This is a genomic window from Haloferax sp. s1 (genome assembly GCF_058382125.1).
This window is the reverse complement of record NZ_JBZRPK010000681.1, coordinates 1-15,243: the sequence shown is the minus strand read 5'-3', so window position 1 is coordinate 15,243 and position 15,243 is coordinate 1. Positions and strand designations below refer to the sequence as shown.

The window sequence follows — 15,243 nt, the reverse complement described above, 5'->3', positions numbered from 1 at the left end:
GGAAGCAGAACCCGGGAATCGGGAGGCGGGGCGGGCCGGTTGGAATGGTGCAGTGTTCGATCTGGATGGTCTCCGACCCCGGCCCCCCACCGCCGTGGGCGATGCGGACGGCGTTCTCGTCTTTGAGCCGCGCGGTTCCTTCGATGAGGTTGACGCCGTTTGCTTTACAGAGCTTTTCGACGCCGCCGGTGAGTTGGTCCACGATGCCGTCCTTCCAGTCGCGCAGTTGCGACATGTCAACGACGGGGTCGGCGTGGATACCCATCTCTTCGGCGTGACCCGCCTGATGGGCGAGGTCGGCGCTCGTGATGAGCGCCTTCGAGGGGATACAGCCGTAGTTCAGGCAGGTGCCCCCGTAGGCCTCCTTCTCGACGAGCGTCGTGTCGAGTCCCTGCTGTGCGGCGCGGATGGCGGCGACGTAGCCGCCCGGACCCGCACCGATGACGAGTACCTCGGTTCCGGTTGCGATGTCTCCGACGACCATTATTCGAGCACCAACAGCTTGGGGTCTTCGAGTAGTTCCTTCACACGGTTCGTGAAGCGAGCACCCTGTGCGCCGTCGACGATGCGGTGGTCGAACGAAAGCGAGAGTGTGAGAACCTTTCGTGGCACGACTTCACCGTCAACCACACGTGGCTTGTCTTTGATGGCTCCGAGCGCGAGAATTGCCACTTCTGGGTAGTTGATGATGGGCGTCGCGTACTCGCCGCCGATGCCGCCGATGTTGGTGATGGTGAAGGTACCACCGCGCATCTCTGCGGGCGAAATCTTGCGGTCGCGGGCCTTCTGGACCTTCTCGTTCATCTCGTCTGCGAGTTGGAGCATGCCCTTGCGGTCGGCGTCGTGGACGACCGGGACCATGAGACCGGCGTCCGTCGCGGCGGCGACACCGATGTTGTACTCGTCGCGGAGGACGATTTCCTCGTTCTCCTCGTCGAGTTGGGAGTTCATGTACGGGAAGTCCTTCAGCGCCGCGATGACCGCCTTCATCACGAACGGCATGTAGGTGAGCTTCGTCTCCTGTTCCTCGGCGACGGGCTTGAGCTGCGAGCGAAGTTCGACGAGTTCGGTCACGTCCACTTCGTCGTGGTGCGTGACGTGCGGCGCAGTGTACTTCGACTGCTCCATCTGGTTGCCGATGGCTTTGCGGACGCCCTTGTAGGGGACGCGCTCGCCAGCGGCGGGACCGGCTTCGGCGGTCTCGGTCGCCGCAGTACCTGCCTCGGCTTCCGCAGAGACGGCTTCGGCGTCCGCGGCCTGCGCCTGTTGCTGGGCCTGTGCGTACTCGCTGACAGCCTCGGGCGTGACAAACGCCTCGCCGTCGCGCATTTCGGTCGCGGGCACGGCGTTGAGGTCGACGCTCTTCTCTTCGGCCAGTGCACGGGTTGCGGGCGCGGCGAGGGTCTGCTGGCGGTCAGCGCTCTCTGCTACTGCCGCAGTGCCCTCGTCGCGCTTTTCGGTCGCGGACTCTCCGTTTATCTCGACGTTGCGCGGACGGCTACTCTCCGCTTCCTCGGCAGCCTCGGCCGCCTCGGCGGCCGAACGAACGTCGCCTTCGGTCACGCGACCGCTCGGGCCGCTGCCGTCGACGGACGCGAGGTCGACGTCGAGTTCCCGGGCGAGGCGTCGGACGCTCGGCGAGGCGAACACGCGCCCGCCGGATTCGGCTTCGCCGCTTTCCTCCGCGGCCGGTGCTTCGGGTTCTGCCTCAGCCTCGGGTTCGGCTGTTTCGGCCTCTTCTTCGCCACCGACCTGAATAGTGATGATGACGTTGCCGACGGGGACCATTTCGCCCTCTTCTGCGAGTAGTTCTTTGACCGTCCCGTTGAACGGCGAGGGAACGTCGACGAGTGCCTTGTCGGTCTCGACCTCTGCGAGTACCTGGTCCTCAGTTACTTCGTCGCCCGGTGCGACGTGCCACGTTACGAGTTCGCCTTCTGCGACGCCTTCACCGACGTCGGGGAGTTTGAATTCCTTGAGCGCCATTGTTTCAGAAGTTCACCGCCTCACGAATACCTTCTTCGACGCGGGCGACCGAGGGGAGGTAGTAGTCCTCCAGTGCGTACAGTGGGTACGGCACGTCGTAGCCCGCGACGCGCTTTACGGGCGCTTCCTGGTAGAGAAGCGCCTCTTCCTGAATCGTCGCCGTAATCTCGGCACCGAGACCGCCGTTCTTCGGAGCCTCGTGGACGACAACCGCGCGACCGGTCTTCTTGAACGACTCGACGACGGTCTCGCGGTCCATCGGCGAGATGGTGCGAATGTCGACGACTTCGGCGTCGATGCCCTCCTCTTCGAGGTTCTCGACCGCTTCGAGCGTCGGTCGCGTCATCGCGCCGTAGGTGAACACCGACACGTCCGTCCCTTCGCGTCGGACGGCGGCCTCACCGATTGGCACGGTGTAGTCTTCTTCGGGAACCTCACCGCGGAATGCGCGGTAGATGAGTTTGGGTTCCATGAAGATGACCGGGTCGGGGTCGCGAATCGCGGAGATAAGCAGCCCCTTCGTGTCGTAGGGCGTCGAGGGAATGACGACCTTCAGTCCGGCCTCGTGCGCGTAGAACATCTCCTTGGATTCGGAGTGCGACTCCGGCGCGCGGATGCCGCCACCGTAGGGTGCGCGAAGCACCATCGGGAGCGTGTAGCGCCCGCGGGTTCGGGTCCGGTACCGCGACATGTGACTGATAATCTGGTCGTATCCGGGGTACATGAAGCCGGAGAACTGAATCTCGGGAACCGGCTTCAGGCCCATCGCGGCCATGCCGACGGCCGTACCGACGATACCGGACTCTGCGAGGGGCGTGTCGATGACGCGGTCGTCACCGAACTCGTCCCAGAGACCCTCGGTTGCGCGGAAGACGCCGCCGTTTTTGCCGACGTCCTCACCCATGACGAGCACCTCATCGTCGAGGTTCATTTCGGTGTAGAGACCGTCCCGTACTGCCTGCACGATAGTAAGATTCTGCGCGCTCATTCTCTGAGGAACCCTTCGTCGCCAACCTTCTCACGGAGTGCTTCGAACTCCTCGCGCTGTGCACGAATCTCCGGTGTCTGTTCGGCGTACGCGTACTCGAACATCTCGCTCGGGTCCGGACGCGGGTCGGACTCGGCGGCCTCGATAGCGTCTGCGACCGTCGCCTCGATATCCGACTCGATATCGTCGATTTTCTCGTCGTCGAGTCGTCCAGTCTCGCGGAGGAACGTCTCCAGTCGCGGGATGGGGTCTTTCGCTTTCCACCGCTCGACTTCCTCGTCGTCGCGGTAGACGGTCGGGTCGTCAGCAGTGGTGTGTGCGCCGAAGCGGTACTGGACTGCCTCGATAAGCGTCGGCCGAAGTTCGCCCTCGTCGGGGTTCTTCGCTTTGTCCAGCGCCGCCTTCGTCACGGAGTAGACCGCAAGTGGGTCCATGCCGTCGACCTGAATACCGTCGAGGCCGTAGGCCGTCGCCTTCTGCGCGATGGTTTCCGATGCCGTCTGTCGTTCGCGCGGCACGGAAATCGCCCACTGGTTGTTGTTACAGAAGAAAATGTTCGGGGTGTCGAAGACGCCCGCGAAGTTCAGCGCCTCGTGGAAGTCTCCTTCGGAGGTCGCCCCGTCACCGAAGTAACAGAGGACGCCCTTGTCGGTTTCACCCTGGAGTTTGAGCGCCCACGCAGCACCCGTCGCGTGGGGAATCTGCGAGGCGATGGGAACGGCGGGTGGGAGAATGTTCGCATCCTCCGGCATCTTGTTACCCTTCTCGTGGCCCATCCAGTAGAGAAGCGTCTGTTTCAGTGGGAGGCCTCGAATCAGCGCGGCACCGTGTTCGCGGTAACTCGGAACCATCCAGTCGTCTTCTTCGAGTGCGATGGCACTGCCAATCTGTGCGCCTTCCTGTCCCGACAGCGGCGGATACGTCCCCATCCGTCCCTGCCGTTGGAGACTTACCGCCCGCGTGTCGAAGTGCCGGGCGAGACGCATGTTTCGGTACATCTCGACCAGTGTTTCGTCGTCGATGTCGGGGACCTCACCGACGACGGCCCCGTCCTCGTCGAGTACTCGTACCTGGTCCTGTGGGTCACGTTGAAGCACGCTCACGGGAGAACCCTCCTGTTCATGGCAAAATCGACACCCGCCGCCGTTATATTGTTTTCGTATATAATTTACTTTGACTCGGAATACCTCCCATCCTGCCGTGCTATGTAAACTCACACGGGACAAAATTGGACATTTTCACTCCTAAACGATTCTTCCTGATGGTCGTTAGCGTGAACCCACACATCACCGAGAGATAATCGGAAATATCGACAACGTTGCAAAACGTATCCGGGGTTGACGAGCGAGCGCCTCGGAATCGTAGCCGAGTCATTCGTGAACCAGTGGCGTCCGGTTTTGTCGCCCGGTTTTGTCGCCCAGTTCTGTCGCCCAGTTCTGTCGCCCGCTACTGCCCGGCGGCTGCACGCGCTGTCTGCCGAGCCTCTTCGACGCTCGACCCCTCTCGGAGAAGTGCGTCGACGAATAGCTCTCCGGCCTTGTACGACGACCGGACCATCGGACCGGACGCACAGTAGAGGAAGTCAAGTTCCTCTTCGGCGACCTGTCGCCACGTGTCGAAGGTGTCGGGGTGGACGTACTCGAACACGTCGAGGTGGCTCCGCGACGGCTGGAGGTACTGGCCGAAGGTCACGATGTCTACGTCGGCCTCGCGGAGGTCCGAGAGGGTCTGGTACACTTCGTGAGCGTACTCGCCGAGTCCGAGCATAATCGAGGTTTTCGTGTGGATATCGGACTCGTCTGTCACCTGCTGGAGCACTGAGAGGGACTGTTCGTAGCCAGCGCGGCGGTCACGAATCGGCCACTGGAGTCGTTCGACCGTCTCGATGTTGTGGGCAATAACGTCGGGACCGGCGTCGATTATCTTCCGAACGTGTTCTGGCTCACCCTGGAAGTCGGGAATCAACACCTCGACGAGGATGCCGGGGTCGCGGCGTTTAATCTCGCGAATCGTCTCCGCGAAGTGGCCTGCCCCCTGGTCGGGGAGGTCGTCGCGGTCTACGGAGGTCAACACGACGTAGTCGAGTCCGATTTCGGCGACCGCGTCGGCGACGTTCGCCGGTTCGTCGGGGTCGAGGGGTTCCATCCCGCCCGTCGTCACGTCACAGAAGTTGCAACCGCGCGAACACCGGTCGCCCATGAGCATAAACGTCGCCGTACCCGGTCCATCCTGCCCGCTCCAACACTCGCCGAGGTTCGGACAGTTGGCCTCCTCACAGACGGTGTGGAGGTTGCGGTCCCGGAGCGTGGATTTGATGTCGGTGAAACGCCGGCCGGATGGCGGTCGCATCTTCAACCAGTCTGGCTTCCGCCGCGTGCGCATGGTCAGTTACTTTCGAGGCGACGGGGAAAAAACGTGAGGATTACCCTGTTGTCAGTCGGATTAGTGACAGCACTGACGACGGTGATACGCGAAATCGCCAAACCGACCCCGATTACCTCCACTCGTACACTTCACTCGAAACCGTTCAAACGGATACGATAGGTGTGAAAAAGAAAACGTTTGACTCGAATACATCATAACTTTCCACCATCGTGCATGTACGACCGTGCTAGATGTATCATTAGAATGAAAAACTTATATTTGAGTAAATATTTCCACCGAGTATGAACTGGAAACACCGCCGCGATCTGTCGAAGGTCGAATCGAAGAAGCGAGAGGCCACCGCGGGAACGGACTGGTCGTTCATCGCTGCTCTCGCTATCGCCGCGTAAGGCACTAATTAGCCGCTCTCGGCCCCAACCTGTCCCGTAACCGATTTTTGTAATTTTCGCCCGGAAAGCGACGGCGTCGGATGGAGAAACGCCTTTCCCCCCGGACGACTCGGCTTGGTGTATGACGCTCGTCTTCGCCTCGCGCCCGATATCGACACGCACCCGGAGGTGCGCCTCGTGAAAGTCGCCGAGGCGGTCCCCGAGTTCGCCGATGCGTTCGGGTTCGAGGAGTTCAACCGGATGCAGCGGGAGGCGCTGCCCGCCATCCTCGAAACCGACCACAACGTCGTCGCCTCTGCGCCCACCGCCAGCGGGAAGACGGCGCTCGCCGAACTCGCCATCTGCCGGACGCTCCGCGACGAAGGGACGGCGCTCTTTATCGCACCGCTGCGCGCACTCACCACCGAGAAGGAATCCGAGTGGGAACGCTTCGAAGAACTCGGTTACTCGGTCTACGTCGTCACCGGCGAGCGCGACCTGAACCCTCGCCGAGCGGCCCGCGCGGACATTCTCGTCATGACGCCGGAGAAGACGGACTCCGCCACGCGCAAACACGACTCCGCGCGCTACTCCTTTATCGAAGACGTGGACTGCGTCGTCATCGACGAGGTTCACCTGCTCGATTCGGAGACTCGCGGCGGCGTCCTCGAAGTGACTGTCTCGCGGATGCGACGCATCTGCGACCCGCGCATCGTCGCGCTCTCGGCGACCATGCCGAACATCGACGACGTGGCGGCGTGGTTGGACGCGCCCGACGAGACGACCTTCGAGTTCGGTGACGACTACCGACCCGTGGACCTCCACGCGGGAGTCAAAACCTACACCCACGGCGAGAACTCCTTCGCCGACAAGTACCGCCGACTCTACCGGGCGTTTGACCTCGCCGAACCGCACATCCGCGACGGCGGCCAGTCGCTCGTCTTCGTCTCCTCGCGGCAGGACGCGGTTCGCGCTGCCGCCAAGGCCCGCGACGAACTCGCGAAGCGTGACGTTCCTATCGGCGCTCGCGGCGACTACGACTTCCACAACGAGGCGAAGGAACTGAGCAACGACTCGCTGCGAAAGGGCGTCCTCGACGGCGTCGGCTTCCACCACGCCGGACTCGCTCGCGACGACCGCGAAGCCGTCGAGGAGTGGTTCAAAGAGGGCAAGATTCAGCTTCTCTTCTCTACGTCCACGCTCGCGTGGGGCGTGAACCTCCCCGCCCGCTGTGTCGTCATCCGCGACACGAAACACCACGACCCGCTCGAAGGCGAGGTCGATATCTCGCCGCTCGACATCCTCCAGATGCTCGGGCGCGCAGGTCGTCCCGGCTACGACGACGTAGGATACGGCTGGGTCGTCTGCGACCACGCCGACCAGAACAAGTACCGCCGCCTGCTCCGCGAGGGCAAGGAAATCGAGTCGCGCCTCGCCGAAGACCTCGATTCGCACCTCAACGCCGAAATCGCGATGGGGACTATCCGCGACCTCGACGACGTTATGTCGTGGTTGGAGACGACCTTCTACTACCGCCGGGCGCAGTCGAACCCGGCCGCCTACGACTTCGAAGACCTCCGCTCGCGCGTCCGCGACGTGCTCGACCGACTGGTCTCCCGCGGCTTCGTCGAGATGGACGAGGACCTCTCCATCGACGCGACGGCGCTTGGCCGACTCACCTCGAAATATTACCTCCGACTGGGGACCGCAACCCGATTCTCCACGCTCGCCAACCGCGACCGAATCTCTGCGGACGACATCCTCGAAACGGTCGCCGGCGCGGCCGACTTCCGGCAGGTCTCGGCCCGACAGTCCGAAGTCGACGCCGTCGATTCCGTCCTGACCGGCGTCTCGACCGAACTCGAAGACGGACCGCGAAAGGTGCTCGCCATCCTCCACGCAAGCATGGCGAACTCGACGCCGAGCGAACTCCGTAGCGACGCGTGGGTCATCAAGCAGAACGCGCTTCGACTCCTCTCGGCGCTCCGCGAGTTCCTCGACACCTTCGCGGACGCCCGCACGGCGAATCTCGCAAAGCGTGTCGAAGCACGCGTCGAACACGGCGTCAGTAGCGACGCCGCGGCACTCACGGCTGTCGACGGTATCGGCCCCGGCCGCGCCCGAAAACTCGCAACCGGAGGTCTCTCGTCCCCGGCCGACGTGGTCGACGCTGGCGTAAAGGAACTGACTCGTGCGGGTCTTTCGCAGGGCGTCGCCGAGCGCGTCGTCAAGAGTGCGAAGAACCTCCCAGCCCCCGAACTCGACTGGGGACAGTTCCCGGAGTCGGTCGCCCGCGGCGAGAGTAACATGCACGATATTCGCGTCAAAAACAGCGGTGGCGGCGGCTCTATCGGGATTCGCGTCACCGTCAACGGCGTCGAGATGTCGGCGAAGACGTGCTACCTTTCGGACGACGTGACCGTCCCGGTCGGCGTCTTCGGCGCGAAGGACGACGAACTGGAGTTCGTCGTGGAAGTCACGTTCCCCGACCTGCCGCTGCTCCCGATTCGGGAGTCGCGGACGGTTCGGGTGGAATAACAGCGGCTTCATTTCTTGCCGGTCTGCCGGCGTCACTCTCGTTTTCTGTGATTCTCCCGCTCGAAGACGCCGCTGCAAGGGAGCGTTTCAGTTCGAATCAGAGCCCAATCTTCGCTTTCACTCCGCGTATGGCGAGGGTTGTTGTTCAATCCACATGACTGTCAATTGTCGTTATGTTGCAATCCCCCCTCGAAATTTCCGAAACAGAGCAGTACTGGTTACGGAGTCGAGACGTAAGCGACTCCCCGAAAATCGGCGGCGACGGCTACTTCTCTGACCACGATGTTATCCGCCCAGAGAACGTCGAACCCGCTGACTTACCACCGACGGACAGCGAGGCTGTTCGGGAACCCGACTGCGAAGCGCTCGAAGCCCAGAAAACTATCGGCAAGTGGCAAGTCACAGGGTCGGCAGAACGAATCGAAGCGTTGTGGCCCGAACTCGTTGCTGACGCGGAGGCGGGGACCATCTGGGCAGTGAAGGCGATGACCGCGTACGGCTACGAGGAACTCCCGATGTACGACGACTACATTCTCACCGTCTACACGCCCAACTACTTCGACCGAGACGACGTTGATCGAGTCAGAGAACACCTCCGAGACGAACACGGCGTCACCCACGAACTCTACTACAAACCAGATATCTACACCACGAAGGGTATCGTTGCCAGCACAGCAGCAGAATTCGGGCTTTCGGCACCCGCTAGATATATCGAATAGCTCCGTCGGAACTCCGTTTCGTCGGCATCTCCCCGTTTAGTTTTCACCGAGCAACGCCGCCCGCAACTCCTCCGGCCCGTCTACGATTTCATCCGCTAGCGATAGGTCCAACTCCGCGTTGTGGTCGACGCGGTAGGCGATTGTGTACGCTCCCGACCGGGCGGCCGCCTCGATGCCGTTGACCGAGTCTTCGACCACGATGCAGTCTTCGGCCGCGACGCCGAGTTCCGCGGCGGCGTGCTCGTAGATGTGTGGCTCCGGCTTTCCGGGCTTGTCGATGTCGTCGGCGGAGAGCACGAGGTCGAGCGGGCCGAGGTCGAAACGTTCGCGGACCGTCGAAATCCACGCTTGCGGGGCCGACGAGACGATGGCGGCCTTCTTGCCCGCCGTGCGGAGGTCCGAAAAGAGTGCTTCTGCGCCGTCCATCAGGACGACGTTCTCGCCGTAGAGGTCCTCCGCATTCTCGTGGTACGCCGCGATGAACTCGTCTTTCGAGACGGTTGCTCCGTACTGCTCGTCGAGATACTCGTATATCTCGCGGAAGCTCATGCCCGTGATTTCCTCGTGGGCGGGGTCGCCGGATTCGATGGCCTCGGCGAACACCCAGTCGTCCTCGAAGGCGTGCCAGTACTGCTCGGAGTCGACCAACACACCATCCATGTCGAACAGCACGACGTTCGCGTCCATGCCTCGCCCTGTGGCGCGACCGACCAAAGTCCTTCGTGCCGCGGCATGCCTGTTTAACCTTCGCGCGAAGGTTGAAGCGCGAACCCGAGACCATCCCCGCGCATGGAATCTATCCGCGTCTTCGCCGGAGACTGTACCGTCCACTTCGAAGGCTCCCGCGACCGCACCCAGCGCGGCCGGGTCGTCGTCGTCGTCAAGCCCGACCGAACCGTCCTCGTCCACGACGTATCCGGTTACCAACCCGTCGCGTGGCTCACCCGTGCCGACTCGCTGACCGTCGAATCCGGGCCGGGGTCGTTCGGTCTCGTCGCCCACGCGGGCGAGCAGGTTCTCACCGTCGAGTCCAACGACGTGACCGGTCGTGCCGAGTACCCTGCGAGCGAGGCCGGCATCCCGGTCGGTTCGCACCCCAAAACCGGTGAGCCGTTAGTCCGGACAAACGGGGCCGTCGTCGGCCTCGACTCGGGAACCGAGTTCCGACTCCCCGCCGGTGCAACCGTCCTCGACGAGACGTGCGACGACTGCGGCCTGCCCCTCATGCGCACCGAGCGCGGAGCGACGTTCGAGGTCTGTATCGACCGTCAGTGCGACCCGCTGGACGACCGCGTGAAAGACCGATTCGACGGGGAATGGTCCTGTCCCGACTGCGACTCGCCGATGCGAATCATTCGGCGAAGTGGTCGCCTGCTGGCCGGGTGTGACGCGTATCCCGAATGCGAGACCGCCTTCTCGGTCCCGGCGGGCGTGGTCGTAGACGAGTGCGAGTGCGGCCTGCCGGTGTTCGAGACGGGCCGCGGCCGGCGGTGTCTCGACTCGACGTGTGAGTTCGCATGACGCCGGAGGAGAGAGCGCGTCGCCCGTGGCCCCGGAAGTGGCGACAGGGCCGGCCTGCAAACCCCGCTGCCAGCATCGCAGTTCCTTTGTCGTCGGCCCGCCCCGATTCGAGTATGCAAGGACGCCTCGAAGACGGCATCGTCCATCTCCCGGGCGATGCCCGACAGCGGTTCCACGATTCGCGCGGGTACGGGAGACCGACCGGCGGCAACGACCTCGAAGTCGCACCCGTCGAGGCCGCCCACCTGCTCTCGCGCGGCGATATCGACGGCGTGGACGGGATGGGTCTGCGCGAACTCCTCGCGCGCACCGGCACCACGCTCGATTTCGTCGTCTACAAAGACCTCCGCGACCGCGGGTTCTACCTCTCTCCCACCCGCGAGGGATGGCCGGGTGTCGACGACACCGGGGGCGCGGATTTCCTCGTCTACCCTCGCGGAAAGGGACCGTGGGATGGCGATGTCGAACACCGGGTGCGCGTCGTCGGCGAACGCGAGTCCATCCCGGTCTCGTCGCTCGGCGACGTGGTACTCGCTATCGTCGACGAGGACGGCGACCTGACCTACTTCGACACTGAGGGCTACTCCCCGGAGGGGACGGCCACAGAAGACCTTCCGACCGGTCTCGACGCCGAACTCCTGTCGGACCGCGCACTCGTGGGGGATGGCGTGGACCGCCTCTACCAGAACGGCTTCTTCGGGCAGCGCCTCTACGGCCGCAACGCCGACAGCGGCCCGCTTCAACTATCGCTCCTCGAAGCCGCGTATCTCGCCCGGCAGGATTCGCTCGCCATCGACGAGACCGACGTGGTCTCCCGCGGCCACGACGTGGAGGGCGACCGATTCGACCGCAGACTCGCGGTTTACGCGATGCTCCGGGAGATGCAGACGGTCCCCAAAAGCGGGTTCAAGTTCGGCTCCGATTTCCGTGTCTACACCGACTTCGAGACGGTTTCGGACCTCTCGCACTCCGAATTCCTCGTGCGCGTGGTCGCGCCCGAACACACGTTTGTTCCACGGGACCTCTCACTTGACGTTCGCCTCGCCGGCGGTGTCCGCAAGCGAATGGTTTTTGCGCTAACCAGCGCCAAGGGAGAGATAGACTGGCTTTCGGTCAGTCGGCTCACGCCATGACACGAGACGAACCCGCGGAGCGAATCCGCACCGACGGAGGCACAGCGCAGGGAGCAGACGACGTTGCTCTCGACCCGTGGGGCTCGTCAACCATCGCCGACTACCGGAAGTTGTTCGAGGAGTTCGGCATCGAGGAGTTCGACGAGGTACTCGACGAGGTGCCGAACCCTCACTACCTGATGCGACGGGGTGTCATCTTCGGCCACCGCGACTACCGACGCGTCCTCGAAGCCATGCGCGACGGCGACGACTTCGCCGTCCTCTCGGGCTTCATGCCGACCGGTGACCCCCACATCGGCCACAAACTCGTCTTCGACGAAATTATCTGGCACCAACAGCAGGGTGGCGATGCGTACGGTCTCATCGCCGACATGGAGGCGCACTCCGCCCGCGGCATCGCGTGGGACGAAATCAACGAACACAGCCGCGATTACCTGCTGTCGCTTATCGCACTCGGGTTCGACCCCGAAGAGGGCGAACTCTACCGGCAGTCCGACAACGACACGCTCCAGAAACTCGCGTTCGAACTCGGCGGGAAGGCAAACTTCTCCGAGTTCCAGTCCATCTACGGCTTCGACGGCGAGACCAACGTTTCGCACATGCAGTCGGTCGTCACGCAGATGGCCGACATTCTCTATCCGCAGTTGGACGACCCGCAACCGACGGTTATCCCGGTCGGCCCCGACCAGGACCCTCACGTCCGGTTCGCTCGCGACCTCTCGACCCGGATGCGCTTCTTCAAGGTGACCGATGCGTTCGCGTCCTTCGAACTCGACGACGCCGAGCGCCCGGTCGTCGCCGCGGCCTACGACGCCCGCGAGGAGTTCGCCGAAGACGTCGACATGCCGCGGTGTGGCGAGGCCGCCGAGTGGTTGGCCGACGCCGACCTCGCCGAACTCGGCATCCTCGCAGACGAGTCAGTCCGCGAGTCGGCGGTCGAAAAGCTCGAAAACGCCGGGATGGAACCGCTCCGTCCGCGAATTCGGTTCTTCGCTCGACAGGCGACCGACGAGGCGTTCGAGGCACTCATCGAAGAAATCGAGGGCGAAAAGCGCCGGTACGACCAGCACATCGACGCCTTCGACCTCGACATCGAGGCGGCCGAAGACCTCGCCCGCGAGGTCGAAGCCCACCACGGCGGCTACGGCTTCATTCCGCCGTCGTCCATCTACCACCGCTTCATGACCGGCTTGACGGGTGGCAAGATGTCCTCCTCTATCCCGGCGAGTCACATCTCGCTGCTCGACGACCCGGAAGACGGCTACGACAAGGTCAGGTCCGCGACGACCGGCGGTCGCGACACCGCCGAAGAACAGCGCCGACTCGGCGGCGAGGCCGACAAGTGCCCGGTGTACGAACTCTACGCCTACCTCCTCACCGGCGACGACGACGAGTTCGCCAAGAGGGTGTACGACGAGTGTGTCGGCGGCGAGCGACTCTGCGGCGGGTGCAAGGAGCAGGCCGCGACGCTGATGCGCGAGTTCCTCGAAGACCACCACGAAAAGCGCGAAGAGGCGAAGGAAGTCCTCGACTCGCTCGATATCGACCTCGAATCTGAGCGGCGGGGCGTGGCGGCGGAGCACTAAGCGAGGCCACACTCCGACACACCGCCGACCGACTACAACTCTACGTCTTCTCCGACGCCGTTCTCTATCGATTTCTCGTACAGATATTCCGCCGTCGCGGCGTCCAGAACCGCTGAGCCGACGCTTTCGACGATTAGAACCTCGTCGTCCGAGTCGCGGCCAACACCGCCTTCGAACACGCCCGAGAGCGGAATCAAGTCGGATTCCGTGAGACCGGATTCGCGAACGTCGCCGATGTCGGCGACTTCCTCGGGTACGTCCGCGAAGACGCGGTCCGCCCGTTCGAACGTCGCGGGACCGAGTTCCTGCATTTCGCCGGTGTAGGCTCCGATGGCGATGACGAGCGTTCCGGGGTTGAGCCACTCGGCAGCAAAGACTGGTTCCGTACTGGTGGTTGCGGTGACGACGACGGTCGACTCCGAGACGGCAATTTTGGGTGAACTGACTGCCTCCGCGTCGATGCCGTCGTCTCGAAGGTCGGCCGCGCACCGCTCGCGCGAGACGGTCGGCGAGTAGATACGGACGGATTCGACGTCGGTCGCGGCGGCGATGGCGCGGGTCTGCCACCGCGCTTGCGTTCCTGCGCCGAGGACGCCGAGATGGACGGGGCCGGTCGATAGATACGTCGCGGCCAACCCGCCGACACATCCCGTTCGAGCGTTGGTGATAGTCGTTCCGTCGAGGAATGCGAGCGAGAGACCGGTCCGCGCGTCGTTGAGGACGACCTGCGCGTTCACCGTCTGGAGACCGCGGGCGGCATTCGCCGCGTGGACGGCGGCGAGTTTCGTCGCGTACACCTCGTGGCCGTGGATGTACGCCGGCATGGTCAAGGCGGTCCCGAGCGGCGGGCGGTGGTCGTGTTCGACGGCGTCGACATCACCCGTTCCGCCGTCGATGCCGATGCCGACCGGGAAGTGGGGTCTTGACGGTCGCTCGACTTCGTCGTGGCCCTGTTTCACGAACGCTTCCTCGACGACTGGGAAGAGCTCTGGAAGCGAGAGAAGTCCGCGAACGTCGTCCGCTGAGAGAATCTGAACCATATGTCATCTACTCGGGGATGTCTGGTGAACGTTTCGCGCATTGCTGCCGTGTCACACATACACTCATATCGGTGGGCGGAATCAGAGACGACTATGCACGTCCTCATCGTCGGCGGCGGTGTCGTCGGACTCGCTTGCGCGCACGCCCTCGCCGACCGCGGTGCCGAGGTCACTGTCTGCGAGGCGGGGACACTCGGCGGCGGCAGCACGGGGCGGGCCGCCGGCGGGATTCGAACGCAGTTCTCCACGCGCGTGAACGTCGACCTCTCGCTCGCGAGCATCCCCGTCTGGGAATCGTTTGCCGACGAGTTCGGCGTCGACATCGACTATCGACGACCGGGCTATCTTTTTCTTGCACGAACCGAGGAGACGGCAGCGGCCTTCCGCGAGAACGTCGCCATGCAGACCGAGGCGGGCGCACCGAGTCGCCTCTTGGACCCCGAGGAGGCCCGCGAGTACCTGCCCGAACTCCGGACCGAGGAGTTCGTTACAGCGACTTACTCGACCGCCGATGGCATCGCCGACCCGCACTCGGCGGTACAGGGTTTCGCGGGTGCAGTCCGGGACGCTGGCGGCGATATCCGAACGAAAACGGCCGTTACCGGCCTGTCTCGCCGGGACGACGGCTGGCGAGTCGCGGTGGAAGGCGAAGACGAGTCGGGCGACGAGGGCACGAACGGAGACGAGACCATCGACGTGGATGCCGTAGTCGTCGCGGCGGGTGCGTGGTCCGGTCAGGTCGCCGCCCTCGCGGGTATCGACCTGCCAATCGCTCCGCGCCGTCGGCAGATCGCGGTCGTCGAACCGGACGGCGACCTTCCCGAGGATGCGCCGCTCACTATCGACCTCGATACGGGGTCGTATTTCCGCCCGGAACGGGCGGGGACCGCCATCGTCGGCGGGCACTTCGCCGATTCGGACCCGGACGTCGACCCCGACCGGTTCGACGAGTCGATGGACGTCGAGCGTGCGCTAGCGG

The 15,243-nt window shown here is 63.7% G+C and carries 13 protein-coding genes; 6 read left to right on the top strand and 7 right to left on the bottom strand.

What is annotated here, in order from left to right:
- From QT222_RS17200 to lipA, 5 genes are all read right to left on the bottom strand, one after another.
- A partial coding sequence (locus QT222_RS17200; RefSeq protein WP_491477876.1) for an FAD-dependent oxidoreductase occupies positions 1-484 on the bottom strand: 484 nt, incomplete at its 3' end.
- Complete coding sequence (locus tag QT222_RS17195) at positions 484-1,986, bottom strand: dihydrolipoamide acetyltransferase family protein (protein ID WP_004059011.1); 1,503 nt, start codon at positions 1,984-1,986, stop codon at positions 484-486. The genes QT222_RS17200 and QT222_RS17195, both read right to left, overlap by 1 nt.
- 4 nt (positions 1,987-1,990) lie before the next feature.
- The gene (locus QT222_RS17190) at positions 1,991-2,974 is read right to left on the bottom strand and encodes an alpha-ketoacid dehydrogenase subunit beta (protein WP_004059013.1); all 984 of its coding nucleotides are present in this window, start codon (positions 2,972-2,974) and stop codon (positions 1,991-1,993) included.
- Positions 2,971-4,077, bottom strand: a complete 1,107-nt coding sequence (gene pdhA, locus QT222_RS17185) for a pyruvate dehydrogenase (acetyl-transferring) E1 component subunit alpha (RefSeq protein ID WP_491477875.1) — start codon at positions 4,075-4,077, stop codon at positions 2,971-2,973. The genes QT222_RS17190 and pdhA overlap by 4 nt, the downstream gene beginning before the upstream one ends.
- Before the next feature lie 343 nt (positions 4,078-4,420).
- Positions 4,421-5,356, bottom strand: a complete 936-nt coding sequence (lipA, locus tag QT222_RS17180) for a lipoyl synthase (protein ID WP_491477874.1) — start codon at positions 5,354-5,356, stop codon at positions 4,421-4,423.
- A gap of 569 nt (positions 5,357-5,925) precedes the next feature.
- Here lipA and QT222_RS17175 point away from each other — a divergent pair.
- Positions 5,926-8,265, top strand: coding sequence for a DEAD/DEAH box helicase (locus QT222_RS17175; RefSeq protein WP_491477878.1), 2,340 nt, complete (start codon positions 5,926-5,928; stop codon positions 8,263-8,265).
- A gap of 176 nt (positions 8,266-8,441) precedes the next feature.
- Entirely contained in the window at positions 8,442-8,984 is a 543-nt protein-coding gene (locus QT222_RS17170) for a putative phosphothreonine lyase domain-containing protein (RefSeq protein ID WP_491477877.1), read from the top strand.
- Between the two features lie 36 nt (positions 8,985-9,020).
- Here the strand turns inward: QT222_RS17170 and QT222_RS17165 are convergent, their stop codons facing one another.
- Complete coding sequence (locus QT222_RS17165) at positions 9,021-9,671, bottom strand: HAD family hydrolase (protein ID WP_004059026.1); 651 nt, start codon at positions 9,669-9,671, stop codon at positions 9,021-9,023.
- Positions 9,672-9,773: 102 nt separating this feature from the next.
- Here QT222_RS17165 and QT222_RS17160 point away from each other — a divergent pair, with 102 nt between their 5' ends.
- The 3 genes from QT222_RS17160 (at position 9,774) to QT222_RS17150 (ending at position 13,224) form a co-directional block, all read left to right on the top strand.
- Complete coding sequence (locus QT222_RS17160; RefSeq protein ID WP_491477873.1) at positions 9,774-10,505, top strand: Sjogren's syndrome/scleroderma autoantigen 1 family protein; 732 nt, start codon at positions 9,774-9,776, stop codon at positions 10,503-10,505.
- Between the two features lie 113 nt (positions 10,506-10,618).
- The gene (endA, locus tag QT222_RS17155) at positions 10,619-11,638 is read left to right on the top strand and encodes a tRNA-intron lyase (RefSeq protein ID WP_491477872.1); all 1,020 of its coding nucleotides are present in this window, start codon (positions 10,619-10,621) and stop codon (positions 11,636-11,638) included.
- On the top strand, positions 11,635-13,224 hold the full coding sequence (locus QT222_RS17150; RefSeq protein ID WP_004059033.1) for a tryptophan--tRNA ligase: 1,590 nt from the start codon (positions 11,635-11,637) through the stop codon (positions 13,222-13,224). Before endA ends, QT222_RS17150 begins: the two co-directional genes overlap by 4 nt.
- 32 nt (positions 13,225-13,256) lie before the next feature.
- Here the strand turns inward: QT222_RS17150 and QT222_RS17145 are convergent, their stop codons facing one another.
- On the bottom strand, positions 13,257-14,264 hold the full coding sequence (locus QT222_RS17145) for an ornithine cyclodeaminase family protein (protein ID WP_491477871.1): 1,008 nt from the start codon (positions 14,262-14,264) through the stop codon (positions 13,257-13,259).
- Positions 14,265-14,357: 93 nt separating this feature from the next.
- Here QT222_RS17145 and QT222_RS17140 point away from each other — a divergent pair.
- A partial coding sequence (locus tag QT222_RS17140; RefSeq protein WP_491477870.1) for an NAD(P)/FAD-dependent oxidoreductase occupies positions 14,358-15,243 on the top strand: 886 nt, incomplete at its 3' end.

Coding starts and splice junctions, on each gene's coding strand:
- lipA (WP_491477874.1), bottom strand. CDS start 5,356: ATGCGCACGCGGCGGAAGCCAGACTGGTTGAAGATGCGACCGCCATCC.
- QT222_RS17145 (WP_491477871.1), bottom strand. CDS start 14,264: ATGGTTCAGATTCTCTCAGCGGACGACGTTCGCGGACTTCTCTCGCTT.
- QT222_RS17190 (WP_004059013.1), bottom strand. CDS start 2,974: ATGAGCGCGCAGAATCTTACTATCGTGCAGGCAGTACGGGACGGTCTC.
- endA (WP_491477872.1), top strand. CDS start 10,619: ATGCAAGGACGCCTCGAAGACGGCATCGTCCATCTCCCGGGCGATGCC.
- QT222_RS17195 (WP_004059011.1), bottom strand. CDS start 1,986: ATGGCGCTCAAGGAATTCAAACTCCCCGACGTCGGTGAAGGCGTCGCA.
- QT222_RS17165 (WP_004059026.1), bottom strand. CDS start 9,671: ATGGACGCGAACGTCGTGCTGTTCGACATGGATGGTGTGTTGGTCGAC.
- QT222_RS17160 (WP_491477873.1), top strand. CDS start 9,774: ATGGAATCTATCCGCGTCTTCGCCGGAGACTGTACCGTCCACTTCGAA.
- QT222_RS17150 (WP_004059033.1), top strand. CDS start 11,635: ATGACACGAGACGAACCCGCGGAGCGAATCCGCACCGACGGAGGCACA.